Annotated in this window: 24 protein-coding genes, 1 tRNA gene and 8 pseudogenes; 11 read left to right on the top strand and 22 right to left on the bottom strand. The window is 66.5% G+C overall.

Annotated features, from left to right (window positions below; translation table 11 throughout):
• Window positions 1–141 precede the first annotated feature (141 nt).
• The 14 genes and pseudogenes from DPM13_RS14205 to moaA all read right to left on the bottom strand — a co-directional run bounded on the left by DPM13_RS14205 (window position 142) and on the right by moaA (window position 11,161).
• Window positions 142–588, bottom strand: coding sequence for a hypothetical protein (locus tag DPM13_RS14205; protein WP_112888781.1), 447 nt, complete (start codon window positions 586–588; stop codon window positions 142–144).
• A gap of 8 nt (window positions 589–596) precedes the next feature.
• A complete protein-coding gene (locus DPM13_RS14200; RefSeq protein WP_028718203.1) occupies window positions 597–998 on the bottom strand; it encodes a DUF5333 domain-containing protein in 402 nt (133 codons plus the stop codon).
• A 128-nt stretch (window positions 999–1,126) separates the two neighbouring features.
• Window positions 1,127–1,267: pseudogene (locus DPM13_RS25235) on the bottom strand (IS3 family transposase); the annotation flags it as partial.
• Window positions 1,268–2,440: pseudogene (nuoF, locus tag DPM13_RS14190) on the bottom strand (NADH-quinone oxidoreductase subunit NuoF); the annotation flags it as partial.
• Window positions 2,441–2,446: 6 nt separating this feature from the next.
• Entirely contained in the window at window positions 2,447–2,695 is a 249-nt protein-coding gene (locus DPM13_RS14185; RefSeq protein WP_112888251.1) for a DUF5337 domain-containing protein, read from the bottom strand.
• The gene (locus DPM13_RS14180) at window positions 2,695–3,060 is read right to left on the bottom strand and encodes a hypothetical protein (protein ID WP_189654695.1); all 366 of its coding nucleotides are present in this window, start codon (window positions 3,058–3,060) and stop codon (window positions 2,695–2,697) included. Before DPM13_RS14180 ends, DPM13_RS14185 begins: the two co-directional genes overlap by 1 nt.
• 37 nt (window positions 3,061–3,097) lie before the next feature.
• The gene (nuoE, locus tag DPM13_RS14175) at window positions 3,098–3,844 is read right to left on the bottom strand and encodes an NADH-quinone oxidoreductase subunit NuoE (protein ID WP_080622081.1); all 747 of its coding nucleotides are present in this window, start codon (window positions 3,842–3,844) and stop codon (window positions 3,098–3,100) included.
• Entirely contained in the window at window positions 3,844–5,082 is a 1,239-nt protein-coding gene (locus DPM13_RS14170; protein WP_112888250.1) for an NADH-quinone oxidoreductase subunit D, read from the bottom strand. The genes nuoE and DPM13_RS14170 overlap by 1 nt, the downstream gene beginning before the upstream one ends.
• A 51-nt stretch (window positions 5,083–5,133) precedes the next feature.
• Window positions 5,134–5,748: an NADH-quinone oxidoreductase subunit C gene (locus tag DPM13_RS14165; protein ID WP_112888249.1), complete on the bottom strand. Its 615-nt coding sequence runs from the start codon at window positions 5,746–5,748 to the stop codon at window positions 5,134–5,136.
• A gap of 4 nt (window positions 5,749–5,752) precedes the next feature.
• A pseudogene (locus tag DPM13_RS14160) lies at window positions 5,753–6,278 on the bottom strand (NuoB/complex I 20 kDa subunit family protein).
• On the bottom strand, window positions 6,269–6,634 hold the full coding sequence (locus DPM13_RS14155) for an NADH-quinone oxidoreductase subunit A (RefSeq protein WP_028718209.1): 366 nt from the start codon (window positions 6,632–6,634) through the stop codon (window positions 6,269–6,271). The pseudogene DPM13_RS14160 and the gene DPM13_RS14155 overlap by 10 nt, the downstream one beginning before the upstream one ends.
• 187 nt (window positions 6,635–6,821) lie before the next feature.
• Window positions 6,822–7,079 carry a DUF4260 family protein gene (locus tag DPM13_RS14150; RefSeq protein WP_145963383.1) on the bottom strand — a complete coding sequence of 86 codons (258 nt, stop codon included), beginning with the start codon at window positions 7,077–7,079 and terminating at the stop codon, window positions 6,822–6,824.
• A 102-nt stretch (window positions 7,080–7,181) separates the two neighbouring features.
• Window positions 7,182–10,043, bottom strand: coding sequence for an excinuclease ABC subunit UvrA (gene uvrA, locus DPM13_RS14145; protein ID WP_112888247.1), 2,862 nt, complete (start codon window positions 10,041–10,043; stop codon window positions 7,182–7,184).
• A gap of 110 nt (window positions 10,044–10,153) precedes the next feature.
• Window positions 10,154–11,161 (bottom strand): GTP 3',8-cyclase MoaA, encoded by a 1,008-nt coding sequence (gene moaA, locus DPM13_RS14140; protein WP_099649100.1) that lies wholly within the window; start codon window positions 11,159–11,161, stop codon window positions 10,154–10,156.
• 141 nt (window positions 11,162–11,302) lie between these two features.
• Between moaA and DPM13_RS14135 the strand changes: the two genes are divergently transcribed.
• Complete coding sequence (locus tag DPM13_RS14135; RefSeq protein WP_028718213.1) at window positions 11,303–11,851, top strand: hypothetical protein; 549 nt, start codon at window positions 11,303–11,305, stop codon at window positions 11,849–11,851.
• Here DPM13_RS14135 and DPM13_RS14130 read toward each other — a convergent pair.
• Entirely contained in the window at window positions 11,842–12,561 is a 720-nt protein-coding gene (locus DPM13_RS14130) for a DNA alkylation repair protein (RefSeq protein WP_112888246.1), read from the bottom strand. The two genes, DPM13_RS14135 and DPM13_RS14130, sit on opposite strands and share 10 nt — an antisense overlap.
• A 91-nt stretch (window positions 12,562–12,652) precedes the next feature.
• Here DPM13_RS14130 and DPM13_RS14125 point away from each other — a divergent pair, with 91 nt between their 5' ends.
• Window positions 12,653–13,126 carry a pyridoxamine 5'-phosphate oxidase family protein gene (locus tag DPM13_RS14125; protein ID WP_028718214.1) on the top strand — a complete coding sequence of 158 codons (474 nt, stop codon included), beginning with the start codon at window positions 12,653–12,655 and terminating at the stop codon, window positions 13,124–13,126.
• 63 nt (window positions 13,127–13,189) lie between these two features.
• On the opposite strand, the pseudogene DPM13_RS14120 reads toward DPM13_RS14125, so the two are convergent.
• The 3 pseudogenes from DPM13_RS14120 to DPM13_RS14110 form a co-directional block, all read right to left on the bottom strand.
• A pseudogene (locus DPM13_RS14120) lies at window positions 13,190–14,479 on the bottom strand (PQQ-dependent sugar dehydrogenase).
• Window positions 14,480–14,800: 321 nt separating this feature from the next.
• Window positions 14,801–17,044: pseudogene (locus DPM13_RS14115) on the bottom strand (putative PEP-binding protein).
• Between the two features lie 31 nt (window positions 17,045–17,075).
• A pseudogene (locus tag DPM13_RS14110) lies at window positions 17,076–18,330 on the bottom strand (aspartate kinase).
• A 194-nt stretch (window positions 18,331–18,524) separates the two neighbouring features.
• On the opposite strand from DPM13_RS14110, the gene DPM13_RS14105 reads away from it, so the two are divergent.
• Genes DPM13_RS14105 through DPM13_RS14085 form a run of 6 tightly spaced genes read left to right on the top strand, consistent with a single transcriptional unit; the run spans window position 18,525 to window position 22,528 of the window.
• On the top strand, window positions 18,525–20,258 hold the full coding sequence (locus DPM13_RS14105; RefSeq protein ID WP_145963382.1) for a hypothetical protein: 1,734 nt from the start codon (window positions 18,525–18,527) through the stop codon (window positions 20,256–20,258).
• An 8-nt stretch (window positions 20,259–20,266) separates the two neighbouring features.
• On the top strand, window positions 20,267–20,845 hold the full coding sequence (locus DPM13_RS14100; RefSeq protein WP_112888244.1) for a hypothetical protein: 579 nt from the start codon (window positions 20,267–20,269) through the stop codon (window positions 20,843–20,845).
• Window positions 20,842–21,240: a hypothetical protein gene (locus DPM13_RS14095; RefSeq protein ID WP_112888243.1), complete on the top strand. Its 399-nt coding sequence runs from the start codon at window positions 20,842–20,844 to the stop codon at window positions 21,238–21,240. The genes DPM13_RS14100 and DPM13_RS14095 overlap by 4 nt, the downstream gene beginning before the upstream one ends.
• 58 nt (window positions 21,241–21,298) lie before the next feature.
• Window positions 21,299–21,907 (top strand): PadR family transcriptional regulator, encoded by a 609-nt coding sequence (locus tag DPM13_RS23640; protein ID WP_223252042.1) that lies wholly within the window; start codon window positions 21,299–21,301, stop codon window positions 21,905–21,907.
• Window positions 21,904–22,047 carry a hypothetical protein gene (locus DPM13_RS23635; protein WP_223252041.1) on the top strand — a complete coding sequence of 48 codons (144 nt, stop codon included), beginning with the start codon at window positions 21,904–21,906 and terminating at the stop codon, window positions 22,045–22,047. Before DPM13_RS23640 ends, DPM13_RS23635 begins: the two co-directional genes overlap by 4 nt.
• Window positions 22,022–22,528, top strand: a complete 507-nt coding sequence (locus DPM13_RS14085; RefSeq protein ID WP_223252040.1) for a siderophore-interacting protein — start codon at window positions 22,022–22,024, stop codon at window positions 22,526–22,528. Before DPM13_RS23635 ends, DPM13_RS14085 begins: the two co-directional genes overlap by 26 nt.
• Before the next feature lie 82 nt (window positions 22,529–22,610).
• Here DPM13_RS14085 and DPM13_RS14080 read toward each other — a convergent pair.
• Together DPM13_RS14080 and DPM13_RS14075 are read right to left on the bottom strand one after the other, a co-directional pair.
• Window positions 22,611–22,694: transfer RNA gene (locus tag DPM13_RS14080), tRNA-Pro, on the bottom strand.
• Window positions 22,663–23,088, bottom strand: a complete 426-nt coding sequence (locus DPM13_RS14075; protein WP_262983137.1) for an SOS response-associated peptidase family protein — start codon at window positions 23,086–23,088, stop codon at window positions 22,663–22,665. The genes DPM13_RS14080 and DPM13_RS14075 overlap by 32 nt, the downstream gene beginning before the upstream one ends.
• 165 nt (window positions 23,089–23,253) lie before the next feature.
• Here DPM13_RS14075 and DPM13_RS23630 point away from each other — a divergent pair, with 165 nt between their 5' ends.
• The 3 genes and pseudogenes from DPM13_RS23630 to DPM13_RS23625 all read left to right on the top strand — a co-directional run.
• Window positions 23,254–23,670, top strand: coding sequence for a hypothetical protein (locus DPM13_RS23630; RefSeq protein ID WP_223252038.1), 417 nt, complete (start codon window positions 23,254–23,256; stop codon window positions 23,668–23,670).
• Window positions 23,671–23,783: 113 nt separating this feature from the next.
• The gene (locus tag DPM13_RS21105) at window positions 23,784–24,026 is read left to right on the top strand and encodes a DUF982 domain-containing protein (RefSeq protein WP_189654694.1); all 243 of its coding nucleotides are present in this window, start codon (window positions 23,784–23,786) and stop codon (window positions 24,024–24,026) included.
• Window positions 24,027–24,156: 130 nt separating this feature from the next.
• Window positions 24,157–24,333: pseudogene (locus tag DPM13_RS23625) on the top strand (IS256 family transposase); the annotation flags it as partial.
• 148 nt (window positions 24,334–24,481) lie between these two features.
• Here the strand turns inward: DPM13_RS23625 and DPM13_RS19860 are convergent.
• Window positions 24,482–24,841 carry a hypothetical protein gene (locus DPM13_RS19860; protein ID WP_145963381.1) on the bottom strand — a complete coding sequence of 120 codons (360 nt, stop codon included), beginning with the start codon at window positions 24,839–24,841 and terminating at the stop codon, window positions 24,482–24,484.
• Window positions 24,842–25,070: 229 nt separating this feature from the next.
• Window positions 25,071–25,333, bottom strand: a pseudogene (locus tag DPM13_RS14050) (GDP-mannose 4,6-dehydratase); the annotation flags it as partial.
• Window positions 25,334–25,515: the final 182 nt, after the last annotated feature.

Raw genomic sequence — 25,515 nt, 5'->3', positions numbered from 1 at the left:
GCATGCGAAGATCCGTCAACTTGTCTCCTTATTCCCTGCACGCCCGGTCGGAACGATCTCCGCCGGGTCGGGCAAGATGCAAATGCTGGCCGAAGGCTGGCCGGTTTTTCAGTCTGGCTGCGATGCCCATGCCCCACACCGTCATGGCCGCACCCGGACAAAGGCGCGGGGCAGGATCGTGGAATCCAGGCGGTCCGATTCCCTCGGCGCCAGCATGATGCTCATCGCGTCGCCCTCGGGAACGAACATCACCGTCGCCCGGACCGGGGCGGCGGCGCCATAGCGCACGCGCCGGTTCACGTCGGTGGTATAGCGCGTGCCATCGGGGCGCCAGCATTCGATATGCGCCTGGGACGCGGCGCCGGTGATGCGCAAAAGCGGCGCCCTGGTCATGCCGCGGCTGCGCTTGGTGCGAACCCCCTGCCCGGTCGCGTCGCATTCCAGATCGCCTGGCGTAAAGATCGAGAATTGCAGGTAGAACTTTTGCGCGGTCGGCGCGAACGGGTCCGACGCCTCGCCCGCGAAGGCGTCGGCGGCGATCATCGCGGCGGCCGAGGCGGCCATCAGCGCAAGCCCGATGCGGTTCATCCACTTTTTCATTTCGCCACCAACAGGCTGCCGATGACGGATCTGTTCGCAATTTCCTGGCGCCCGACGGCGCAGAAGCTTTGCGGATCGTCGGCGCGCGCGCCCTTGCGCTTCAGATAGTCCTCGGCCACGGCATAGATGCGATCCTTTTCCTGGCGGTTGTCCAGGAAGGCGTCGATCTGAGCGTTGGAATAGCCCTTCTTCTGGGCATAGGATTTCAGCTTCCGCGCCTCGCCATAGGCATAAAGGATGCGGCCGTCGATGGTCGGGCAGGTCCGGCGGATGCGGTCGGCGATGCGCGCCGCGATCAGCCGGTCGTTGATGTATTTTTCCTGGCTGAGCGGTTCCAGCGCGGCGGCCGGGCTGGCCAGCACCGCGCCGATCAGCGCGAGGGGCAGAAGTGTCTTCATGGCAAAAACCTCCGTATCATGGCATTCTGCCACAACATGGGGGCGCCGGCCCGCTTGTTTACCTGCTGCTGAACCAGCCGTGACCCGCCCATGCGGAAACGATCATTCGCAGGGGACCGATCCGCCGCGAAATATGCGCTGGCCTTCTTCAGGATCTCATTGGCGGTGCGAAGCTCCCGCACCTCGCGTTCCAGTTCCTTGATCCGGTCCTTCTCCGCACTCGTCAGCCCGCCGCGCTCTCCGCGGTCACGCTCGGCCTGCTGGCACCAGATGGTGTGGCCTTCGACCTGCTTGGTCACATCGAACAGCATGTCGATTTCCTCGACCTCGGCATCGCCGCGCACCAGGCGCTCCATCACCCGCATCATCCAGCCGGTGCCCTCGCGGCAGGGCGTGCACTGGCCGCAGCTTTCGTGCTTGAAGAACTTCGACAGCCGCCAGATCGCCTTCACCACGTCGGTCTGCTGGTCCATCACGATCATGCAGGCGGTGCCGAAGGAGGAGCGCAGCTCGCGCATCCCGTCATAGTCCATGATGGCGTTTTCGCACTGCTCCGCCGTCAGCACCGGGCAGGAGGCGCCGCCAGGGATCACCGCCTTTAGGTTCTTCCAGCCGCCGCGGATGCCGCCTCCGTGCTTTTCAATCAGCTCGCGCATGGGGATCGACATGGCTTCTTCGACCACGCAGGGCGTGTTGACGTGGCCGGTCAGGCCGAACAGCTTGACGCCGGCGTTGTTCGGGCGGCCGAAGCCCGCGAACCACTCGGCGCCGCGCCGCAGGATCGTCGGCACGACCGCGACGGATTCGACGTTGTTCACCGTGGTCGGGCAGCCGTAAAGCCCCGCCCCGGCCGGGAACGGCGGCTTCATGCGCGGCATGCCTTTCTTGCCTTCCAGGCTTTCCAGCAGCGCGGTTTCCTCGCCGCAGATATAGGCGCCGGCGCCGTGGTGCAGATAAAGGTCGAAATCCCAGCCCGAGCCGCAGGCGTTCCCGCCCAGAAGCCCGTCGTCATAGCATTCGTCGATGGCGGCCTGCAGCGCCTCGCGTTCGCGAATGAACTCGCCGCGGATATAGATATAGGCGGCATGCGCGCCCATGGCGAAGCTGGCGATCAGCGCGCCTTCGATCAGCGTATGCGGGCGTGGCGCATGATTTCGACGGTCCTTGCAGGTCGCGGGTTCGGATTCGTCGGCGTTGATGACCAGGTAGGACGGGCGGCCGTCGGATTCCTTGGGCATGAAGGACCATTTCATGCCGGTCGGAAAGCCCGCGCCGCCCCGGCCGCGCAGGCCCGAGGCCTTCATCTCGTTGATGATCGCATCGCGGCCGCGCTGGATGATCCCGGCGGTGCCGTCCCAATGGCCGCGCTTTTTCGCGCCGGCCAGGCTGCGGTCGCCCATGCCGTAAAGGTTGGTGAAGATCCGGTCCTGATCGTTCAGCATCGTCGTCTATCCTTGTCCCTGCGAAGACGCCTTGCGCCGCCGCCAGATCCGCCAGGTCACCGTCAGCGACCAGATCAAGGCCCCAATCGCCAGAAGATCGGCGAGAAAGGCGTATTTCGCGGGCCAGCCCAGATGGGCCCCCAGCCATTGCACTCCAAGCCAGGCGACCATGGTGGCGGCAATCACCGCGCCCACCAGCCGCATCTGGCCCGCATCCACCGCAGGGGGCGGGTTATTCCCTGCCGCACGCGGCATCAAGGGGTCTCGTCGCGTTCGGCCGGAGCGGGCCCGCGCGGCATGGCGCCGGCGACGATGGGCATCTGCGCGGTCGAGGTCACGCCCTCGGGGCCGGTCGAGGACACCAGCAGGGCATCGGGCTGGTGGTCGGCGACCGAGCGCTCCCAGTCGGTGCGCGTCAGCCCGGCGCCCGGATTGCCGGCGTCCGCCAGTTCGGGACGTTCGTTGCAGACCAGCCAGACCATCAGCGCGCCGAACAGCCCGCCCGCCACCACGCCCAGGAACAGCCCCCCGCCCCAGGCGAGATCACCGATCCCCGAGGCGAACAGCAGAACCAGCACCCCGACGATCGCGCCCGAGATCCAGCAGTTCCTGTTGCACACCGACCGTTCCATCTTTCCCGACCCCCCAGGCGACCGCCTAACCGTTCATACCATCATCGGCCGCCACGGTCTCGGCCTTCCAGCGCCAGGGCGTGGTGACCGGAACCTCGGTGCCGTCGATCCGCTTGATCGTGTCGTTCAGCCGCACGGCGCGCGCCACGCTGGCGTTGTACTGTTCGTCCGTGCCCTTCAGATGGGCCAGCGCGACCGGCCCGCCCAGCGGCTCGGACGAGAAGCGGCCGTTCTGCGGCCCCGGCACCGGAACCTCGCCGACAGCCAGGCTGTCGATCAGCCGGGCCAGCTTGTCGGCGGTCAGATCCTCGTAGAAGTCCTTGCCGATCTGGGCCATGGGCGCGTTGGTGCAGGCGCCCAGGCATTCGACCTCTTCCCAGCTGAACCGGCCGTCGGCGGACAACTCAAACGCATGCGGGGCGATCTTTTCCTTGCAGACCTGCATCAGCTCCTCGGCCCCGCAGATCATGCAGGTCGTGGTGCCGCAGATCTGGATATGGGCCACGCTGCCGACGGGCTGCAGCTGGAACATGAAATAGAAGGTCGCGACCTCGAGCGCCCGGATATAGGCCATGCCCAGCAGTTCGGCACAATATTCGATGGCCGGCCGGCTCAGCCAGCCTTCCTGTTCCTGGGCGCGCCACAACAGCGGGATGATCGCGGATTGCTGGCGGCCTTCCGGGAACTTGGTCATCTGGGCGCGCGCCCATTCCAGGTTGGCGGGCGTGAACGCGAACGAGTCGGGCTGGATGGGGGCAAGACGGCGCAGCATCAGCGGTCAACCTCTCCGAAAACGATATCAAGGGTGGCGATGATCGCCGGAACGTCGGCCAGCATGTGACCCTTGGACATCCAGTCGATGGATTGCAGATGCGCAAAGCCAGGCGCGCGCAGCTTGGCGCGCCAAGGCTTGTTGCTGCCGTCGGCGACCAGATAGACGCCGAACTCGCCCTTGGGCGCCTCGACGGCGGCATAGACCTCGCCGGTGGGGACGTGGAAGCCCTCGGTGTAAAGCTTGAAGTGATGGATCAGGCTTTCCATGTCGCGCTTCATGTCGCCACGGCGCGGCGGCGTCAGCTTGCCGCGCGCCAGCACGTCGCCGGCGGGCTCGGCCCGCAGCTTCTGGACGGCCTGCTTCATGATCCTGGTCGATTCCCGCATTTCCTGCATGCGGATCAGATAGCGGTCATAGCAGTCGCCGTTCTTGCCGACCGGGATCTGGAAGTCGAATTCGTCATAGCATTCATAGGGCTGGCTGCGCCGCAGATCCCAGGCCAGGCCTGACCCGCGCACCATGACCCCGGTATAGCCCCAGTTCAGGCAGTCTTCGGGCGAGACGATGCCGATATCGACCAGGCGCTGCTTGACGATCCGGTTTTCGGTCAAAAGCGTGTTGAGGTCGTCAACCAGCCTCGGGAACTGCTCGCACCACTCCTCGATGTCGTCCAGCAGGTCCGGGGACAAATCCTGGTGAACCCCGCCGGGCCGGAAATAGGCCGCGTGCAGGCGCGCGCCGGAAGCCCGCTCATAGAACACCATCAACTGCTCGCGCGCCTCGAAGCCCCACAGCGGCGGGGTCAGCGCGCCGATGTCCATGGCGCCGGTCGTCAGGCCCATCAGGTGGTTCAGGATGCGGCCGATCTCCGAATACAGCACCCGGATCAGGCTGGCGCGGCGCGGCACCACGGTGCCGGTCAGCCGCTCGATTGCCAAGCACCAGGCATGCTCCTGGTTCATCGGCGCCACGTAATCCAGCCGGTCGAAATACGGCAGGTTCTGCAGATAGGTGCGGCTTTCCATCAGCTTCTCGGTGCCGCGATGCAGCAGGCCGATATGGGGGTCCGCGCGTTCGACGATCTCGCCGTCCAACTCCAGCACCATGCGCAGCACACCGTGGGCGGCCGGGTGCTGGGGCCCGAAGTTGATGTTGAAGTTCCGGATGCTCTGCTCACCCGTCAGGGCGTCGACCGAGCCGTCGTCATAGCTGTTCTTGCGGATGTCGCCGTCCATATCAGCCCCCAAATCCGTTGCGTGGCGCGCTGCCGTGCTGCGTTGCTGCGGTCACTTCTTGGCCTCCGCCGCCTTCTCGTCGCCCGGCAGGACATAGCGCACGCCCTCCCACGGGGACAGGAAGTCGAACTGACGATATTCCTGCACCAGGTTCACCGGCTCATAGATCACGCGCTTTTCGACGTCGTTCCAGCGCACCTCGACATAGCCGGTGGTCGGAAAGTCCTTGCGCAGGGGATAGCCGCGGAACCCGTAGTCGGTCAGGATGCGCCGCAGGTCCGGGTGCCCCGAGAACAGGATCCCGAACATGTCGAAAACCTCGCGCTCGTACCAGTTCGCGCCGGGAAAGACGCCGGTCAGCGACGGCACGATCTCGTCCTCGCGGACGTGGGCCTTGATCCGGATGCGCTGGTTCTGGTGCATCGACAGCAGATGATAGACGATATCGAACCGCGCCGGCCGGTTCGGATAATCGACCGCGGTGATGTCGATCAGGGTCGAAAAGCGGCAGCTCGCGTCGCCGCGCAGGAACTCGATCAGCCCCACGACCGAGGACAGCGTGGCCGTCACCGTCAGTTCGCCGAAGGCGACCTTGGTTTCCACGACGTCGTTGCCGCGGCGCATCGCGATATGCTCGGCCAGCTCCAGAAGGGTTTCGTCGGACATGGCCTTACCTCACCAGCGTGCCGGTGCGCCGGATGCGGCGCTGAAGTTGCAGGATGCCGTAAAGCAGTGCCTCGGCGGTCGGGGGGCAGCCGGGCACATAGATGTCGACCGGCACGACGCGGTCGCAACCCCGCACCACAGAATAGGAGTAATGGTAATAGCCGCCGCCATTGGCGCAGCTGCCCATGCTGATGACATAGCGCGGCTCGGGCATCTGGTCATAGACCTTGCGCAGCGCCGGCGCATCTTGGCCAGCGCGCCCGCGACGATCATCAGGTCCGACGGCGCGGGCTGGCGCGCGGCGCGGTGCCGACTACAGCGCCAAGCGCGGCATCGAGGCCTGCTTCATCCTGGCCCGCGCAGCAGGCCAGGCCGAAGGTCATCCAGTGCAGCGAGCCGTTGCGGGCCCAGTTGATGATGTCCTCGGTCGTGGTCAGCAGGAAGCCCTTGTCCTGCAGCTCGCGGTTCAGTTCGGCCGTGGCGAATTCACGGTCGGCACCGGCGGTATTCGCTCCGGTCATCACGCCCATTCCAGCGCCCCCTTCTTCCATTCATAGGCAAAGCCCACCGTCAGGACGCCCAGGAAGACCATCATCGACCAGAAGGCGACCTCGGACAGGCCTGCAAAGGCCACCGCCCAGGGGAACAGGAACGCGACCTCGAGGTCGAAGATGATGAACAGGATCGACACCAGATAGAATCGCACGTCGAACTTCATCCGCGCATCGTCGAAGGCGTTGAACCCGCATTCGTAGGCGCTGACCTTTTCCGGGTCGGGATTGCGGATGGCGATGACGAGCGCAGCCAGAATCAGCACGATCGCCAAGGCCGAGGCCATTCCCAGAAAGACCAGGATCGGCAGATATTCTTGCAGCAGGTATTCCACTGGAGTTGGGCTCCCTTCGACTCGCAGGAACCCGGTTGGCGCCCCGCGATGGGTTTGGCTGCCGCCCGTTTATCCCCGCCCGCAGGCAGGGTCAACGGTAGGCGCGGCTTTGCCTATCATTGTATATAAGCCGCACGGCAAGCATCAAGAAAACGAAAAAACCAGCGACGCGGCGGCATCGCCCGCTTCAGGGACGCGCCTCCGAACGGGCGCCGCGAGGCCAGGGCGGCAGTCCGGGCCGCCAGCCGATCGCCCGCTCGGCCCCGACATGGGCAAGCCACAGGCCCGCCGCAGCGATCCAGCCGACATTGCCGCCGGCCACGCCCAGCACCATCAACAAGAAGGGTGCGGCATAAAGATGGGCCAGGTTCTGGACGACATCCCCGACCCTTTTCCCCAGCAGGCGGCCTGCCATCGCCAGTTCCGGCGCCAGCAGCCCCTGCACCCACCCCACCCGGCCAGCCGGGCGACGCGCACCCCTCGACCGCCATGCCCCCGAGCGCCATCCCGGCCCCCTCGGCCCGAGGCCAGAGCCCCATGGCGGACGTCATTCCGCCGCAGCGCGCCGGCGCGCGGCCTGCAACATCGGGCCCAGATAGCGGCCGGTATGGCTTTCGGGAACCTCGGCCACATCCTCGGGCGTGCCCGATGCGACGATGCGGCCGCCGCCGTCACCCCCTTCGGGGCCGATGTCGATGATCCAGTCGGCGGTCTTGATAACGTCCAGGTTATGTTCGATCACCACCACGGTGTTGCCCTGGTCGACCAGACTGTGCAGCACCTCCAGAAGCTTGCGCACATCCTCGAAATGCAGACCCGTCGTCGGCTCGTCGAGGATGTAGAGCGTCTTGCCTGTTGCGCGGCGGCTGAGCTCCTTGGACAGCTTCACACGCTGCGCCTCGCCACCCGACAGCGTGGTCGCCTGCTGGCCGACCTTGATATAGCCCAGACCCACCTCGACCAGCGCGTCCATCTTGTCGCGGATCGAGGGCACCGCCTTGAAGAACTCCTGCGCATCCTCGACGGTCATGTCCAGCACGTCGGCGATGGACTTGCCCTTGAACTGCACCTCAAGCGTCTCGCGGTTGTAGCGCTTGCCCTTGCAGGTCTCGCAGGTGACATAGACGTCGGGCAGGAAATGCATCTCGATCTTGATGACGCCGTCGCCCTGGCAGGCCTCGCAGCGGCCGCCCTTGACGTTGAAGCTGAAGCGCCCGGGCTTGTAGCCGCGCGCCTTCGACTCGGGCAGGCCGGCATACCAGTCGCGGATGTGGGTATAGGCGCCGGTATAGGTCGCGGGGTTTGATCGCGGCGTGCGCCCGATGGGCCGCTGGTCGATGTCGATGACCTTGTCGAGCAATTCCAGCCCCTTGATCGTCTCGCAAGGCGCCGGGGTCTGGCGGGCACCGTTCAGGCGCAGGCTGGCGGTCTTGAACAGGGTCTCGATGGTCAGCGTCGACTTGCCGCCGCCCGAAACGCCGGTGACGCAGACGAACTTGCCCAGCGGAAACTCGGCCGTGACGTTCTTGAGGTTGTTGCCGGTAGCCCCGACCACCTTGATCGCCTTGCCGTTGCCGGCGCGCCGTTCCTCGGGCACGGCGATTTCGCGCGCGCCCGAAAGATACTGCCCGGTCAGGCTGTCGGGATTGGCGGCGATCTCGGCCGGCGTGCCCTTGGCCACCACCGCGCCGCCGTGCACCCCTGCCCCGGGCCCCATGTCAAAGACATAGTCGGCGTGACGGATCGCGTCCTCGTCATGTTCGACCACGATCACCGAGTTGCCCTGGTCGCGCAGGCCCTTCAGCGTATCAAGCAAGCGGTCGTTGTCGCGCTGGTGCAGCCCGATCGAGGGCTCGTCCAACACATAGAGCACACCCGTCAGGCCGCTGCCGATCTGGCTGGCCAGGCGGATGCGCTGGCTTTCACCCCCTGACAGCGTGCCGGCGGCGCGGCTGAGCGTCAGGTAGTCCAGGCCCACGTTCACCAGGAACCCCAACCGTTCGCGGATTTCCTTGAGGATGGCGGCGGCGATCTCGTTCTTCTGCTTGGTCAGGTGGCCTGGCGCGGCCTCGACCCAGGCCAGGGCCTCGCGGATGGACAGTTCGGTGACATTCCCGATATGGCTGCCCGCGATCTTGACCGCCAGCGCCTCGGGCTTCAGCCGGTAGCCGTGGCAAGCGCCGCAGGGGCGGTTGTTCTGGTACTTCTCGAATTCCTCGCGAACCCAGGCGCTGTCGCTTTCGCGCAGCCGGCGCTCCATGTTCGGGATTACGCCCTCGAAGCTGCGCGTGACCTCATAGACCCGGCCGGCGTCGTCGAAGCGAAACGGGATCTCCTCGCGCCCCGAGCCGTGCAGGAACATCCGGCGGACCTCCTCGGGCAGGTCCTTCCACGGGATCTTGCGGTCGAATGCGTAATGCTTGGCCAGCGCGTTGATGGTCTGGGTCAGATAGGCCGACTTGGACTTGGCCCAGGGCGCCAGTGCGCCTTGCGCGATGGACAGGCCCTGGTCGGGCACGATCAGGCGTTCGTCAAAGAACAGCTCTGCCCCAAGGCCGTCGCAGACCGGGCAGGCCCCGAAGGGCGCGTTGAAGGAAAACAGCCGCGGCTCGATTTCCGGGATGGTGAAGCCGCTGACCGGACAAGCAAAATTCTCGGAGAAGGTAATGCGCTCGGGCTCCCCCTCACCCCCTGCGGTCTCCAGGTGGGCGATGCCGTCGGCCAGGTCCAGCGCGGTGCGGAAACTGTCGGCCAGCCGCGTCTCCATCCCCTCGCGCACGACGATGCGGTCCACCACCACGTCGATATTGTGGCGGAACTTCTTGTCGAGCGTCGGCGGCTCGTCCAGTTCATAGAATTCGCCATTCACCTTGACGCGCTGGAAACCCTGCTTGCGCAGTTCAAGGAACTCTTTCTTGTATTCGCCCTTGCGGTCGCGGACGATGGGCGCCAGCAGATAGGCGCGCGTGCCCTCGCGCAGTTCCATCACCCGGTCGACCATGTCCTGCACCTGCTGCGCCTCGATGGGCAGGCCGGTCGCCGGCGAATAGGGCGTGCCGGCGCGGGCGAACAGCAGCCGCAGATAGTCGTAGATCTCGGTCACCGTGCCGACGGTCGAGCGCGGGTTCTTCGAGGTGGTCTTCTGCTCGATGGAGATCGCCGGCGACAGGCCGGTGATATGGTCCACGTCCGGCTTGCCCATCATGTCAAGGAACTGCCGGGCATAGGCCGACAGGCTTTCGACATAGCGCCGCTGCCCTTCGGCATAGATCGTGTCGAAGGCGAGGCTGGACTTGCCCGAGCCCGACAGGCCGGTGATGACCACCAGGCTGTCGCGCGGAATGTCCATGTCCACGTTCTTCAGATTGTGCTCGCGCGCGCCGCGAACCTCGATGAACTTCTGTTCCATCGTGCCGTCCTGATTCCGCCAAGCGCATCACATAGGCATGATCGCGGAAATGGCAACCGTTAACAGAACATCAGGGGAACATTTCCGGCCGATGCCGCGCCGAGCCGCTTCTAGCCGCCGGTATGGCTCATGAACCGGCTGACGGTGCCTGCGACGTGCTGGCGGGAATAGTCGAAGTCGTGCCCCTTGGGCTTGCGGCTGATCGCCTCGCGGATGGCGGCGCGCAGGGGGGCGTCGTCGGCGCTGTCGCGCAGGGGCGCGCGCAGGTCGGCGCGGTCCTCCTGCCCCAGGCACATGAACAGCTCGCCGGTGCAGGTCAGGCGGACACGGTTGCAGCTTTCGCAGAAATTATGCGTCAGCGGCGTGATGAAGCCGACCTTCTGCCCGGTTTCCTCTAGCCGGACATAGCGGGCGGGACCGCCGGTGCGCTCGGCCAGCGGCGTGACGCTGTAGCGAGTGGCGATGCGGGCGCGCAGGTCGGACAGCGCCCAATACTGGTCCAGCCGCGCCTCCTCGCCCATCTCACCCATGGGCATGACCTCGATGAAGGTCAGGTCGTGGCCCTGGTCCGCGCACCAGTCGAGCAGCGGGAAAAGCTCGTCCTCGTTGAAGCCCTTCAACGCCACGGTATTTATCTTGACGCGCATTCCGGCGCGGGTGGCCGCCTCGATCCCCTCCAGCACCTGCGCCAGACGGCCCCAGCGCGTTACGGCGGTAAAGCGATCCGCGTCCAGCGTGTCCAGCGAGACATTGACCCGGCGCACCCCGCAATCGGCCAGTTCATCCGCGAACCGGGCCAGTTGGCTGCCGTTGGTGGTCAGCGTCAGTTCGTCGAGCCCGGCGCCGAGGTGACGCGACATGGCGCGAAAGAATTCCATGATGTTGCGGCGCACCAGCGGCTCGCCCCCGGTGACGCGCAGCTTGCGCACGCCCAGGGACACGAAGGCCGAACACAGCCGGTCCAGTTCCTCAAGCGTCAGCAGGTCCTTCTTGGGCAGGAACTGCATGTGCTCGGCCATGCAATAGGTGCAGCGGAAATCGCAGCGATCGGTGACCGAAACCCGCAGATAGCTGATCGGCCGGGCGAAGGGATCGACAAGGGGGGCGCGCGCTTCCATGCCGCAAAGATAGGTGTGAGGCGCCGTCGGCACAAGCCGGCCGAGCGTTGACAGTCCATCAACCAGAAACGCGGGTAGCGGTGGACTTGGCCCGTGGCCCAAGGCTAGCATCCGGGAGATGACAGGATGGGGGGTTCCCGGATGACGACCTTGGCTTTGCGCATCCTTGGGCTGCTGGGTCTGGCCATGCTGGCCGCCTGCACGCAGAACGCCGGGACGCGCCAGACCGACCGGCAGGCGCCGGTGATGGAGAGCATGATCGACCCGGCCACGGGCCAGCCGGTGATTCCCGGACCCGTGCTGCAGGGCACGGCGCCGCGCACCCCGGGCAAAAGCACCTCGGCCTCGACCATCGGGGTGCCGGTCTCGCACAGCGCGGCGGCGCTGAACACGACCACGGCGACCGAACGGGCCCAGGCGGCCGCCCCCGCCACCTCCGGGCGGCTGCTCGGCACGACCATCGCCTCGCTGGGCGATCCCTCGCAGCCGGGGTTCTGGATCAAGACCCCGCTGGTGCGCGCCGAATCCGACGGGCGCATCGTCAACCCGGCGAATGGCAAGTCGGCCAAGGTGCGGCTGATCCCGCTGGGCGGTCCGGCGAGCGGGGGCAGCCAGGTCTCGCTGCCCGCGCTTCAACTGCTGGGGATCAGCCTGACGGACCTGCCCAGCCTCGAGGTTTATCAGGGCTGACCGCCCTGCCCCGCCTCGCCCCGACGGCTCCGGTTCTCGGGCAGCCAGCGCGCCGCCTCGCGCCGCGCCAGGGGCTTCAGCGTGGCGCCGTGATCGGCAAGCCAGTCGCGCACCCGCTGCGGGTCGTGCTTGGAGAGTTCGCGCAGCCACCATCCGATGGCTTTCTGGATGAAGGTTTCCCGGTCCGGCGCCAGCCGCACCAGCCAGGACAGGATGCGCTCGCGCTGCGCCAGGTCGTCGGGCTTGGGGTTGCGCACGTGGGTCCAGGGCAGCGTTCCGACCAGCGCCGCACGGCGGGTCCACAGGTTCGGATGCTCCAGCCAGGCCTCGACCTCGTCCAGCCTGCGGGGATCGGCCAGCAGGCGGCGTTCGCCCGCCTTCATCGCGTGGTCGGCCACCGCCCAGCCGTCGAACTGCGGCACCCAGCCCGCGATCAGGCGCCAGGCCGCGTCGTCGGGGCGGATCCGGGCCTGCACCAGCAGCTTGGCGGCGGCCACGCGCGCCTCGTGCACGTCGCTGTCCCACAGCGCCGCTGCCAGCGCCACCCGGCCCGGCACGTCCAGCTCCTCGCGCCAGCCGCGCACCAGACCGTCGATGGCCGGAACCGCTACCCCCAGATAGGGGCGCGGCACCTTGTGATAGGTGGCCATCTCGGCGGCCTTCTGCGGATCGCCCATGGCACGCAGGGCATCAAGCTGGGGAAAGGCCATCGCTCGGCTCCGTTTCGAGATTAACATTTATCAATATAAACGAACCAACGCCGGCTCGCGGTGTTTGCGTGTTGAAACAGCGGAGAGACCCATGTCCACCGAAAAAGACACCTTCTGGAAACGTTTGGACGACATCAATGCCGGAATGCTTGGCACGGCGGACAAGCTGAAGTTCGTTCCCATGTCCCATTACGCCGATCCGGACGCCGCCGCGCTGTGGTTCATCACGGCCGAGGGCACCGACCTTGTGGCCCAGGCCAGCGCCGGCCCGGTCGAGGCCATGCATGTGGTGGGCGACGCTTCGGGCAAGCTCTGGGCCCGGATCGAGGGCGTGCTGGAACTGTCCACCGACCGCGAGAAGCTGGACGAGATCTGGAACGCCGTCGCCTCGTCCTGGTTCGAGAAGGGCGAACGCGACCCCGACGTGCGCCTGCTGAAGTTCCGCGTCCAAAGCGCCGAGGTCTGGACCACCACCGGCGGGTTGGGCTTCCTCTATGAGGTGGCCAAGGCGAACCTGACCGGCGCCAAGCCCGACATGGGCGACCATTTCACCCTAAACTTCTGATCCTTTCGATATATGCGCGGCGGCCCTGATCCCGGGCCGCCGTTGCCGTTTCCACGGCTCATGTCACGCGCCGGTCACACGCCAGACCACGTTCCCCACATCGTCCGCCATCAGCAGGGACCGCCCATCCGGCCCCAGGGCGACCCCGACCGGGCGACCGCGGGAATAGCGCTCATCCTCCGACAGGAAGCCCCACAGGATGTCGCGCGGCGGACCCGAGGGGCGACCGTCCCGGAACGGCACGAAGATCAGCTTGTAGCCGCTCAGGATCGATCGGTTCCAGCTGCCGTGCTGGCCGATGGCCATGCCCACGCGAAAGCCCGCGCTGCGATCCCCTCGGGCACCCAGCTCAGCCCCAGCGACGCGGATGCCCGCCAAGGGCATAGTCCGGCCGGCTCGCGCGCGCGACCTCGGCCGGGTCTTGCGGCACACGGTCGTCGATGGTCTGGCCCCAATAGCAGAATGGCCAGCCGTAGAACCCGCCCTCGCGGACCGAGGTCAGGTAATCGGGCGGCGTCTCGGGGCCGATCTCGTCGCGCTCGTTCACCACGGCCCACAGCGCCCGGTCTCGGGCTCCCACGCCATGCCAACCGGATTGCGCAGGCCCGAGGCGAAGATGCGCGCTTGGCCGCCCTCCAGATCGACCTGCCAGATGGCGGCGCGACCCTCCTCAACCTCCATGCCGAAATCGGCGATGTTGCTCAACGAACCGACGCCCACGTAAAGCTGCCGCTTGTCGGGGGACAGCAGCAGGCTGCGCGTCCAGTGGCCGCCGGGCTTGAACCGGGCAAGCAGCCGCCCCTCGCCCTCCAGCCGGGTGGCGCCGGTCTGATAGCGGAACTCCAGCAGCGCGTCGGTATTGCCCATGAAAAAGCGCTCGCCCACCAGCGCCATGCCAAAGGGCTGGCGCTGCCCCTCGACAAAGGTTTCGCGGACTTCGGCCACGCCATCGCCGTCGGCGTCGCGCAGCAGGCTGACCCGGTTCGCGCTTTTGCCCAGGGCGCCCGCGCGGCGCATCGTGGCTTGCGCGGCGCGGTCCAGCAGGGAACGCGGAGGGTCTTCCTCTTGCTGGGATTCGGCGACGAGCACATCGCCGTTCGGCAACACCTCGACCCAGCGCGGATGGCGCAGGTCGCGGGCGAAGGCGTGAACACGCAGGCCCTCGGCCGCCTGGGGCACCTCGCCCTCGGCCCAGCCGCGCGCCGTCGGCATCTTGAGCGTCATGATGCCCTGTTCGCGGGCGCCGGGGATCTGCGGCGCGGTCCCGATGGCCGGCTCGCGCGGCGCGTTGCGTCGCCGCAAGGCCACCATGGCCGCCCCCACGATCTGCGTCGCCCGTGCCATCATGTCCATCGGCCACCCCTTTTCCGCGCCTTTCCAAAGGCTAACGCAAGCCGCCCCGGCGTGCAAAGCGATTGCGGCCGATGCCAGGTTCCCGATTGTTTCTATCAATTATTTGATATGAAAGGTTTTTCTTGCAGCCGTCGGGCGAATCGCCTATAGCGGGTTCAGGACAGCACGCCAGCCCTTCGCCAGCCAGCAGCCCGGCCAGCCGGTCCGCATCGTCAGTCAGCCTGATGCCACCCGGATGCGACCCGCCCGCAGGCGCTCCGCCAGCCATGATGCCAGCATTGGGCGCCCGAACGGGTCAGCCGCCACTCAGAATGTCAGGGATCAGTTCCGCGCCAGCCAGTCCGTGACGGTGCGCCGCAGGTTCGTCTCGCCCGCCGCGCGGGCCGCGTCGATGGCTGCCTTGAGTTCCGACAGGTCGGTGCGGCGGATCAGATGCTTGACCGGCCCGATCGAGGCCGGGCGCATGGACAGCCGCCGGAACCCCAGCGCGGCAAAGGTCACCGCCTCGATCGGGCGGCCCGCATCCTCGCCGCAGAAGCTGACCGGCACCCGCGCCTCGTTGCAGCGCTGCAGGATCTGCTCCAGCAGGCAGATGAACGAGGTGTTGAGCGCGTCATAGCGCCGCCGCACCCGTTCGTTTTCCCGGTCGGCGGCAAAGAAGAACTGCATGGGTCGTTGCCCCCGACCGTGCCCTTGAGGTCGGCAAGCTCGAAGAACTTGCGCCGGGCGATGGCCAGCGACGGAGTTTCCAGCATCGCCCCTACCCGCACATCCGTGGGCATGGCATGGCCCAGGCGCCGTTCGCGGGCGATCTGCTCCATCAGCAGGCGATGCGCTTCCTCGAACTCGTTCATCTCGGTGACAAAGGGGAACATGACGTAAAGCGGCCGCCCGACCGCCGCCCGGATCAGCGCCTGCAACTGCATCCGCAGCACGCCGCGCTTGTCCAGCCCGACCCGGATCGCGCGCCAGCCCATCGCCGGGTTCGGCTCGTCCTGCGGCTTCATATAGGGCAGCACCTTGTCCGACCCGATGTCGAGCGTGCGGAACATCACCGGCTTGCCATGGGCGTTGTCCAGCACATGCGCATAAAGCGCCGCAAGCTCGCCCCGGCGCGGGACGCGGGTGCGGGTCAGGAACTGCAATTCGGTGCGGAACAGGCCGACGCCCTCGGCGCCCGAGCTTTCCAGGCTGGGCAGGTCCGCCATCAGCCCGGCATTCATGTAAAGCTGGATCGTGGTGCCGCAGGTCGAGGTGGCGGGCAGGTCACGCAGGCCGGCATAGCGGCTTTGCGCCTCGGCCTGCATGGCCATCTTGTCACGAAACGCCTTGGCGACCGATTCCTCGGGGCGCAGGTGGACGATGCCCATGTCGCCGTCGACCAGGATCGGATCGCCGTTCAGCGCCTCGGTGGTGATGCGTTCGGCGTGAATGACCAGGGGGATGGCCAGCGCACGGGCGACGATGGCGGCAGGCGCCGACCGAGCGCTCCTCCAGCACCACGCCGCGCAGCTTGCGGCCATAGTCCAGCAGTTCGGCCGGGCCGATGTTGCGGGCGATCAGGATCGGATCGTCGGGCATCTCCGCGCCGGTGTCGCGGCCCTGCCCGGTCAGGATGCGCAACAGCCGGTTCGACAGGTCGTCCAGGTCGTGCAGCCGGTCGCGCAGATAGGGATCGGCCGCGCTTTCCAGCCGGGCGCGGGCCTGGCTTTGTTCCTTTTCGACCGCCGCCTCGGCCGAAAGGCCCAGGTCGATGGTTTCCTCCATCCGGCGCATCCAGCTGCGCGAATGGGCGAACATGCGATAGGTCTCCATGACCTCGGCGCTGTCGCCCTTGCCCATGTCGGCCTCGGCCAGCATGGAATCAACCGTGGTGCGCAGCATGGCGACGGCCTCGCCCAGCCGGGCCTTTTCCTTTTGCGGATCGTCGGCGACCGGGTTCGTCACCACCACGCGCGGCTCGTGCAGCCAGACCCTCCCCTCGGCCACGCCTTCCTGCCCGGTGGCGCCCCGGAACATGGTCGGGAAGCGGTGCGCCGGCGGCAGGCTGTCGGATTGCGTGCCCAGGAACGCGCCCAGTTCGGCCATCTCGGCCAGCACCATGGCCACCACGTCGAGGCCGTAAACCTCGTCCTCGGAAAACTGGCGCGCGTCGCGGGACTGCACGACCAGCACGCCCAGCTTTTCGCCGACGCGCTGGATCGGAACGCCCAGGAAGCTGGAAAAGATTTCCTCGCCCGTCTCGGGCATATAGCGAAAGCCGGGCTCGGCCGGGGCATTCGCCGTGTTCACATGGCGGCCGGTGCGGGCGACGCGGCCGACCAGCCCCTCGCCCAGGCGCAGGCGGGTCTTGTGCACGGATTCGGGGTTCAGCCCCTCGGTCGCGCACAGTTCAAGCGTGTCGGCGTCACGGAACAGATAGATCGAGCAGACCTGCGTGCCCATCGAATCCGCGATGTGATGGGTGATCTGGTCAAGCCTGTCCTGGCCGCCCCCCGGAGCCGCCAGAGTTTCGCGCAGGCGCCGCAGCAACTTGCGTGAATCACTGTCCTTGCGTTCGGCCACGCACCCTCCGCCTTCGGCCCGGAACCCTTGCTCAGGCCTGTTCCAATTCGAAGGCATCATGCAGCGCCTGCACGGCCAGTTCCATATATTTGCGGTCGATCAGCACCGAAATCTTGATCTCGCTGGTGGAGATCACCTTGATGTTGATGTTTTCATCGGCCAGCGCCTTGAACATGCGGGCGGCGACGCCGGCGTGGCTGCGCATGCCGATGCCCACGACCGAGACCTTGGCGACCTCGGGGTCCACGACCAGGTCGTCATAGGCGATATGGCCGGCGGCCTTGGCCTCTTCCATCGCCTTCTTGGCCCGGGCGACCTGGTTCACCGGGCAGGAGAAGGTCATGTCGGTGACCGATCCCGGATGATCCTCGTAGTCCTTTTCCGAGATGTTCTGCACGATCATGTCGACGTTCACGCCGGCCTCGGCCAGCGGCGCGAAGATCGCGGCCGAGATGCCGGGCTTGTCCTCGACCGTGACCAGGGTGATCTTGGCTTCCTCGCGGGAATAGGCGACGCCGTTGACGACTTTCGATTCCATGATTTCATCCTCATCGCAGACCAGGGTGCCGCTGGTCTCGTCGGTATCCTCGAAGGAACTCAGCACCCGCAGGCGAACCTTGTAGCGCATCGCCAGTTCGACCGAACGGGTCTGCAGGACCTTGGCCCCCAGGCTCGCCAGTTCCAGCATTTCCTCGAAGGCGATCTTGTCAAGCTTGCGGGCCTTCGAGGTGATGCGCGGGTCGGTGGTATAGACCCCGTCCACATCGGTATAGATGTCGCAGCGCTCGGCGCCGAAGGCGGCGGCAAAGGCGACGGCGGTGGTGTCCGAACCGCCCCGGCCCAGCGTGGTGATGCGGCCCTCGGGCGACAGGCCCTGGAAGCCGGCGACCACGGCGACCTTCATGCCTTCGGCGAACTTCTGGTCGATGATCTTGCGCGCGATGTCGACGAAGCGGGCGAGCTGTGCTGCGCGGTGGTGGTGATCGGCACCTCCAGCCCTGCCAGGACCGCGCCGGCACGTCCATTTCCTGCAACGTCAGCGCCATCAGCCCGGCGGTCACGTTCTCGCCCGAGGCGACGACGGCGTCGTATTCGCGCGCGTCGAACAGGGGCGAGGTCGCCTCGACCCAGCCGACCAGCTCGTTGGTCTTGCCCGACATGGCGCTGACGATGACGATGACATCATAGCCCCGCTCGACCTCGCGCTTGACCTTCAAGGCGGCGTTCTTGATGCGGTCCAGGTCGGCCACCGAAGTGCCGCCGAATTTCATCACCAGAAGCGGCATTCCCACCCCCCAGCCTCTCAGGATTTCAGGGGGGCCTTCTATGGGGCGCATGGAAAAAGGGCAAGGGCCGAACGGCGGCCGCAGGCGCGGCGGGGCGTGGAAAAATCGCGGCGGCCGTCTGGCGTTAGCGTTTGATTAACCAATGCGTGCCAAGAACGCGGGAAACGACCACGCGGCAAGGGGCAGAGGCGACCATGGCAGAACAGCACTTCGAAACCGTCAAGGCGCAGGTCTTGCTGGTGATCAGGCGACCGCATGAGGATGACCCACTGGCCCGACCAGTAGGAGTTCTTGAGGAAGGCATCCAGGCAAACCACCTCGATGTCCCACCCTGGTCGACCAGGCATCATGTGCTCGACTGCTCGAAGAACGACTTCGCCCAGGCGCGTGCCGCCGTCGAGTCGCTGGGTATCTGGGACCTGTTCGTCTTTCCCCATATCGCCTGGTCGCCCAAGGGGCAGGCCATTACCCAGATGATCGACGAGATGGGCCTGCGCGCCGAAAACGTGCTGTTTCTGGACGACAACCACCTGAACCTGGAAGAATCGCTGTTCTTCAGCCCCGGGCTGATGACGGTCGATGCCTCGCGCGCCGACCTGCCCGCGCTTCTGGACCTGCCCCAGCTTCAGGGCAAGGACGACCGCAGCCATTCGCGGCTGGCCCAGTACAAGGTGATGGAACAGAAAAAGGACGAACGCGAGAATTCGGGCCTGACGAATGCCGACTTTCTGCGCCAGTCCCAGATCAAGATCAGGATCATCACCGATGTGGAAAACCACATGGACCGGGTGCTGGAAATCCTGAACCGCACCAACCAGCTGAACTTCACCAAGGTGCGCGCCAACACGCCCGAGGAGCGCAAGGCGCTCGATGAACTGCTGGCCGTCTCGGGGATGCACGCGGGGCTGGTCGAGGTGCAGGACCGCTATGGCGATTATGGCGTCGTGGGCTTTTTCTGCGTGCGGACCAAGTTTTCCGGCACCACCGTCCATCACTTTGCGTTCTCGTGCCGCACCCTCAACATGGGGGTCGAGCAATGGGTCTGGCAGCACCTGAACCGACCCGAATTCGATGTGGTGGGCCCGGTCGCCAGCAAGCTGACCGACCATGGCGAGATCGACTGGATCACCGAGGTCACCGATTTCGAATCCGGCGCCAACCAGCTCGAGGAACGGCGCCTGTGCCTGGTCGGGGGTTGCGACCTTTTGCAGGTCAGCTTCTATTGCGGCACCAACCGCGACGAGTTCGTGAACAAGCCCGACGATCAGGGCATGCTGGTGCGCCACGACGACGTGGGCTTCATCCTGAACCCGCGCGACAAGTCCCTGAAGCACTCCTATGCCCTGCGCCATCTGGTCGGCCAAAGCTACGAAGACATGCTGGCCTTCGACCGCTCGGTCCGGGAATCGGACCTGATCCTGCTTTCGCTCTATTTCTCGGTGCCGTCGGACCTGTTCTTCACCTATGGCGGCAAGGCGTGGGGCGGCGAATACTGGGCCACGATCCCGCCGCGCCGCTTCAAGAAGCTGATGAAGGATCCCGAGCTTGCCGCGCGCTTCGCCAAGGAGATGTATCACCGCCGCCTGACCCTTGACGAGCGGCTGGACCTGACCCGGCTGTGCCTGGAACGGGTGGACGGGCTGCGCCGCGCCGACTCGCCGCTGTTCATCCTTTCGGCCGTCAGCGACCATGGCGAGCAGGCCGAGCGCACCCGCGACATCCGCCTGTCCTACAACGCCATGTGCCGCGATTTTTGCGCCGCGACGCCGAACAGCCATTTCATCGACGTGGACCGCCTGCTTGCCCCCGAGGAGTTCGTGGACAGCGACCATTACACCCGCACCGGCTATTTCAAGATCGCCGAGTTCGTGAACAGCTACGCCCGCACTGCCGGACAGGCCGCCCTGCCCGGCCACCGCGCGGCATGACGGGGGCGATGCAGGACCGCGGTGCCGCGCCGGCCCATCTGCGGCAGGCGCCGCCGCAGCCCAGGCTGCTGTTTGACGGCGACCATCTGCAACTGCTCTACCTGCCGGGCGCCGCGCCCCTGACGCTGCTGACCTTCGACATCATGCATGCCCGCGCCAATGGCCGGAGCGCCTTCGCGCGCCGGCTGTGCGAACGGAACGGCTTTACCTTGCTGGGCGTGGTGCCCAAGCATCCCTGCTGGTATCCCCGCCTGGACATCGCCCGGATCGCCGACCAGTGCCGGACGCTCGCGCGCGGGGGCACCATCGCCTATGGCGCCTCGATGGGCGGCTACGGGGCGCTGCGCTGGGGCCGCTTCCTGGGGGCAGACCATGTGCTGGCCTGCAGCCCGCAGATCACCATCGACCCGCGCGAGACGGGGGAGCACGACCGGCGCTATGTGCGCTTCTTCGATCCGGCCCTGCACCGGGACATGCGCGTGCGCCCCGAACACCTGCCCGAACGCGCCGCGCTGCTTTACGACCCGCGCTTTCGCTTCGACCGCTTCCAGGCCGGCCTGATCGCGGGCGCCCCGGGGCTGGGGTGATCGCCCTGCCCCATGCGGCGCATGGCACGGCGGCCTGCCTTGCCGGGTCGCTTCCCGCCCGCGCTGCCTTCGATCTGCTGGTGCAGGCCGAGACAGAGGCTCTGCGCCGCCTCCTGCTGGCCCGGCGCAAGACGGTTCCGACCTATCGCCTGGAACTGGCGGCGACCGCCCTGCGCCGGAACCGCCCTGCCTTGGCCGAGGCGTTGGCCGCCCCGACACGCAGGGCGAATCCGATCGGCTACCACCTGCTGATGGCGCGCCAGCGCCTTGCGCTGCATGACCCCCCAGGCGCCGAGGAGCATTATCGCGCGGTCCTGGCGCTGAAGCCGGAGCACGCCATCGCCCGGCTGCGGCTGGACAAGCTGCGCGCCGTGCGCGACCGCAGCGCCGCCTGATCCAGAGACGCATCCAGATATATCTTGATTTTCGATATATCGGGATTATACGGGCGGCATGAAACAGCCCGACCATGCCGAACGCCGCCTTGGCCGCCGCGGGCGCAGCCCCCTGGATTACGGAGAGCTGCGCCTGTTCCTGCTGGCGATCATCGCGGATCGCCCCAGCCACGGCTATGAGCTGATCAAGGCGATTGAGGAGCGCACGGGCGGCCATTACATCCCCAGCCCCGGCGCGATCTATCCCAATCTCTCCTGGCTCGAGGACCTGGGCCTGGTCACGGTGCAGCCCCAAGGCGGGCGCAAGTGCTATGCCATCACCCCCGAGGGCCGCGCCTTCCTGGCCGCCAACCGCCCCGCAATCGGGGCGATCCTGGTCCGCGACTGGACCGTTCCGACGGGCGATCCGGTTCGGGCGGGAATGCAGGCGCTGAAATCCGCGCTGGCCGCCGTCCTGGCCGGACCCGAGGATCCCGCCCGCCTCTCGGCCATCGCAGACCTGCTGCAAACCACCGCCCGGGCGATCCGGGAGATTGCCCCGCCCCGGCGAAACGACACCGAACAAGGAATTTCCGTCACGATGGAACAGATCACCACCCGCCACCGCTTCGACATTCGCCGCCGCGCTCTTGTCGTGCGGGACAAGACCCGTGGCCGCCGCAGATGATCCGCTGGTCCTTCCGCGACATCTGGCCGATTTCCAACCCGCAGGACTACAAGCTGCACTTCGCGCGGTGGAACCAGTTGAATCACCCGCTCGCCTTCGACGCCCAGGCCGGGCGTGACCATCGACTATGCCGTGCATGAGGCGGGACCAGCGACGCAATGGGCCGTCGATGCGGTACCGGGCGACCGGCTGACGGTCGCGGGCCCGCGCGGCTCGACGGTGATCGCGCCGGTGTTTGACTGGTGGCTGCTGATCGGCGATGAAACCGCCCTGCCCGCGATGGGCCGCTGGGTCGAGGGCATGGCCCAGGGCGCCGCCGTCACCACGCTTGGCCTGGTTAGCGGCCCGGCAGAGGAGCAGCACTGGCAGACCCTTGCGAACCATGTCGCGCATTGGTGCCACCGCGCCGATCCCGCCGATCCGCAGGCCGTGGCCTCTGCCGTAGCCGGGCTGGACCTGCCCGAAGGCCGGGGCTTTGTCTGGATCGCCGCCGAGGCCGGCGTCGCGCGCCACATCCGCGACCATTTCCTGACCGCGCGCAACCACCCGCGCCACTGGCTCAAGGCCGCCGGATACTGGACCGCGGGCAAGGCGGACACCTCGGACAAGACCTTGGAGTGACAGGGACAATCGGACAAGGAGTCACACGCTCGGCATGGCCATCACCTTGCCCGCAAGGCTCGGCAAAGGGCGAAGCTGAGACTGGTCGGGGCGAGAGGATTCGAACCTCCGGCCTACGGTACCCAAAACCGTCGCTACCAGGCTGACCAGGCTGCGCTACGCCCCGAACCAAGGGCTGTCTGCAGTTCGATACGTTTACTGGCTGTCGCCCCTGATCCTGGCCACGGCGACCGGCCGGCCCGTCGTCCACCAGCGCCACGACGAACCCGGCGCAGCGCCCCATCTGATCTCGCGCGCGTCGAGCCGTCCATCCAGGGCCCAGTCGTCGGCTCCATCAGCATCACCGGCATCGCCTTCGGGTGGACCGATGCCACCTCGGCATTCGGCGCACTGGTCAGGAAGGCATAGAGGTCGTCGTCGGTCTCTCCGTCCTTAACCTTTCGGATGCTGGTCCAGCCCCGCGTCTCGATGCCGGCGAACATCATGGGCGCCCCATCAACCGGCTCGAACCAGACCGGCTTGCGATCTGGTCCGGGCTCGCTGAAGGCCTCGATCGGCACCAGGCAGCGATGCGTCGCCCGAGCCATCGGCGCCATTGCTTTGCGGGCCGAGGCTACGGCACATTCACCATCGCGGGGCCGGCGTCTGCCTCAATCGGGTGGCGATGGCATGGACGGGGCGTCAGTCCGCTGGCGGTGACCCGTCAGTGTGGACGATGGACGGAAATGAGCTCTCTGCGTACCCGCATTGCGGCCCTACTGATCGCCGCCATCGTCAGCGTGGTCGTGCTGGAGACAAGAATGTCCAGACGTCAGATCAAACTTGGCCTGTCCATGCGCCAGCTTGGCTATCACGCGGGCGGCTGGCGCCACCCCGACGTGCCGGCGGACGGCGCCATGCGGATCGAGCATTTCGCCCGCATCGCCCGCAAGGCCGAACACGGGCTGTTCGATATGGTGTTCCTGGCCGACGGCCTTGCCCTGCGCCAGCCCCAGGGGTCGCTGTGCCGCACCGACCGCAACGTCGAGCTTGAGCCGCTGACGCTGCTGTCGGCGCAATGGCGCAGGGATCGATCGTTCGCGGGGTTTCGTGGATGGCATTACTGGCACACCTTTCACCTGAGCGCAATTGGAACATCCTAGAGCACATGCGAGCGCAGCGCGGGGCCAAGGCCGGCGCCGTGCAAACGCAAAAAGCCCCGCCCCCGACGAACCGGAGGCGGGGCGTTGTCGTTGCGGTGCAGGAGGATCAGGCCATGCCACGGATCACAATCCGCCCCGTCACCTACGAAGAGCATGCCGGCAAATTTCGAACCGTGACCGACGCGCGCGGGATCGGCACAGCCCTGATGATGTATTGCGATCCCGATGATCCAGCGTATCAGAGAGCCGCCGAGGCGTGCCTGGATTTGGAAGGCGGGTCAGCAGACGCCGAACAGGTCCGGTCCGATTTCATAGCTGCGCTTGAGGCGCCCGGGGTGTTCGTCCGGGATCCATGATCATCTGCCAGACCGGCGGCCCCCTGGCGGTCGATGCCCGCAGCGGCGACGACTCGCGCCCGTCTGCAAGAGCTCGGAAAGCCGGCGTCACGTTCGTCCCGAGCGCCGGCCAGCACGGTGTTCACACGAGGCGAATGTGCTCAATTGCTTCCCCAAGTCCATGCAGCCCGCTGTCACCGCCGATCTGCGCGAGATCTCTCATGCCGAAACCCGCGCTGCGGCGTTGGCGGCCATCGAGACCGAATATGCCGCCAAATACCAACGTGGCGTGACCTGTCTGACCAGGGACAACGAAGCCTTGCTGGCGGGTCAGGTCAGGCGGCGAGATGCCGCGGGTATTGGCCCGAAGTGCCGGTGAGGAACAGTGGGGCGGGCTTTGCCTGACCTTGTTCCTGTTCGTTGCAACCAGCGTGCTGGGGATGCCGATGGCGATCGGCCTGGCGCTGATGCGACGGTCAGAGCTGCCCGTCGTGGCCAAGGTGACGGGCCTGTTCATCGTTGGAAGTATCTTGGGTGGTGTGGTCTGCAGTGTGAGTCTTCTTCCGCTCTGAATTTCGATCATTGCAGGGATGCTTGTCATTGGTGAGAATTGCAGTACCGGCTTCGCGGTAGCGCAGCTTGGGGCAGCAGATCGGAAAGAGCCATGTCTGCACGCTCTTTCCTGATGCTGGTTGGGTTGGCTCGACCGCGACCGAGACATTGTCCAGCACCGGCAATGGGGCGCCTTCCAGATCGAAGCGGTGCGAAACCGCCTCGATCGCGATTGCGCTGCCGGTGGCAGCGGCCGGGGCGGGTTGCAAGGCAGGATTCACCACCGGACGACCCCCTTCTGGGGAGCGAAACGGCTGGTGGACGCACGCTGGAAATGGACAAGGACCATCACGGATGCTGTCGCCCACACGCAGCGGCCCGGCAAAGCCGTGCAATATCGAGCAGCCGAGCCGTCAGCAACGGGTCCGTACGAGATAACGCTGAACAAATGGAGGAGCCCCCCGGGGGTTTGTAAGGGCAAGAGTAAAACAAGGGGGACCAGCCCGAGGTTGGTGGAACCGGGCGGCCGACGACGTGATGGCCCAGTCGGTGCGCGTTCAGGATCACCACCGGCACCCGATCGCGCGCGGTCCGTAATGTGGAACAGGTCGTCAGCACCACCGGCAGCGCCATAGGTCTCGTGCCAGGCGCGGACCAGATGGTCGGACGCGGCCTTGCTGGCCGAATAGGGGCTGCGCGGATCATAGGGCGTATCCTCGGTGATGCCCGTCTCGGTCGTCGCCCAGGGACCCGAACACCTCGTCGGTCGAGATGTGCCATGCAGCCGAAAGTGCCCGCTGATCGTGCTAGGCAGACGCCCAGCGCCTGGGCGGCGGCAGCGATCGAGGGACTGGAGGGTGCCGCGTATCGTCACCGGGACCGCGTTGGGGTCGTTCGGCCGGCGCGCGACCTCACCGGCCTATCATGCGCGCTCGATACCGGCGCTGACCTCCTGCGG

It is taken from the genome of Paracoccus mutanolyticus (assembly GCF_003285265.1).
Classification (GTDB): Bacteria; Pseudomonadota; Alphaproteobacteria; order Rhodobacterales; family Rhodobacteraceae; genus Paracoccus; species Paracoccus yeei.
The sequence above is the reverse complement of the archived record's forward strand: the minus strand, read 5'-3'. Positions and strand labels throughout refer to the sequence as shown.

Excerpts from the sequence above, each read along its gene's own strand:
- DPM13_RS14205 (WP_112888781.1), bottom strand. The coding sequence starts at position 588 with ATGAACCGCATCGGGCTTGCGCTGATGGCCGCCTCGGCCGCCGCGATG.
- DPM13_RS14200 (WP_028718203.1), bottom strand. The coding sequence starts at position 998 with ATGAAGACACTTCTGCCCCTCGCGCTGATCGGCGCGGTGCTGGCCAGC.
- DPM13_RS14185 (WP_112888251.1), bottom strand. The coding sequence starts at position 2,695 with ATGCCGCGTGCGGCAGGGAATAACCCGCCCCCTGCGGTGGATGCGGGC.
- nuoE (WP_080622081.1), bottom strand. The coding sequence starts at position 3,844 with ATGCTGCGCCGTCTTGCCCCCATCCAGCCCGACTCGTTCGCGTTCACG.
- DPM13_RS14170 (WP_112888250.1), bottom strand. The coding sequence starts at position 5,082 with ATGGACGGCGACATCCGCAAGAACAGCTATGACGACGGCTCGGTCGAC.
- DPM13_RS14165 (WP_112888249.1), bottom strand. The coding sequence starts at position 5,748 with ATGTCCGACGAAACCCTTCTGGAGCTGGCCGAGCATATCGCGATGCGC.
- uvrA (WP_112888247.1), bottom strand. The coding sequence starts at position 10,043 with ATGGAACAGAAGTTCATCGAGGTTCGCGGCGCGCGCGAGCACAATCTG.
- moaA (WP_099649100.1), bottom strand. The coding sequence starts at position 11,161 with ATGGAAGCGCGCGCCCCCCTTGTCGATCCCTTCGCCCGGCCGATCAGC.
- DPM13_RS14135 (WP_028718213.1), top strand. The coding sequence starts at position 11,303 with ATGACGACCTTGGCTTTGCGCATCCTTGGGCTGCTGGGTCTGGCCATG.
- DPM13_RS14130 (WP_112888246.1), bottom strand. The coding sequence starts at position 12,561 with ATGGCCTTTCCCCAGCTTGATGCCCTGCGTGCCATGGGCGATCCGCAG.
- DPM13_RS14125 (WP_028718214.1), top strand. The coding sequence starts at position 12,653 with ATGTCCACCGAAAAAGACACCTTCTGGAAACGTTTGGACGACATCAAT.
- DPM13_RS14105 (WP_145963382.1), top strand. The coding sequence starts at position 18,525 with ATGGCAGAACAGCACTTCGAAACCGTCAAGGCGCAGGTCTTGCTGGTG.
- DPM13_RS14100 (WP_112888244.1), top strand. The coding sequence starts at position 20,267 with ATGCAGGACCGCGGTGCCGCGCCGGCCCATCTGCGGCAGGCGCCGCCG.
- DPM13_RS23640 (WP_223252042.1), top strand. The coding sequence starts at position 21,299 with ATGAAACAGCCCGACCATGCCGAACGCCGCCTTGGCCGCCGCGGGCGC.
- DPM13_RS23635 (WP_223252041.1), top strand. The coding sequence starts at position 21,904 with ATGATCCGCTGGTCCTTCCGCGACATCTGGCCGATTTCCAACCCGCAG.
- DPM13_RS23630 (WP_223252038.1), top strand. The coding sequence starts at position 23,254 with ATGAGCTCTCTGCGTACCCGCATTGCGGCCCTACTGATCGCCGCCATC.
- DPM13_RS21105 (WP_189654694.1), top strand. The coding sequence starts at position 23,784 with ATGCCACGGATCACAATCCGCCCCGTCACCTACGAAGAGCATGCCGGC.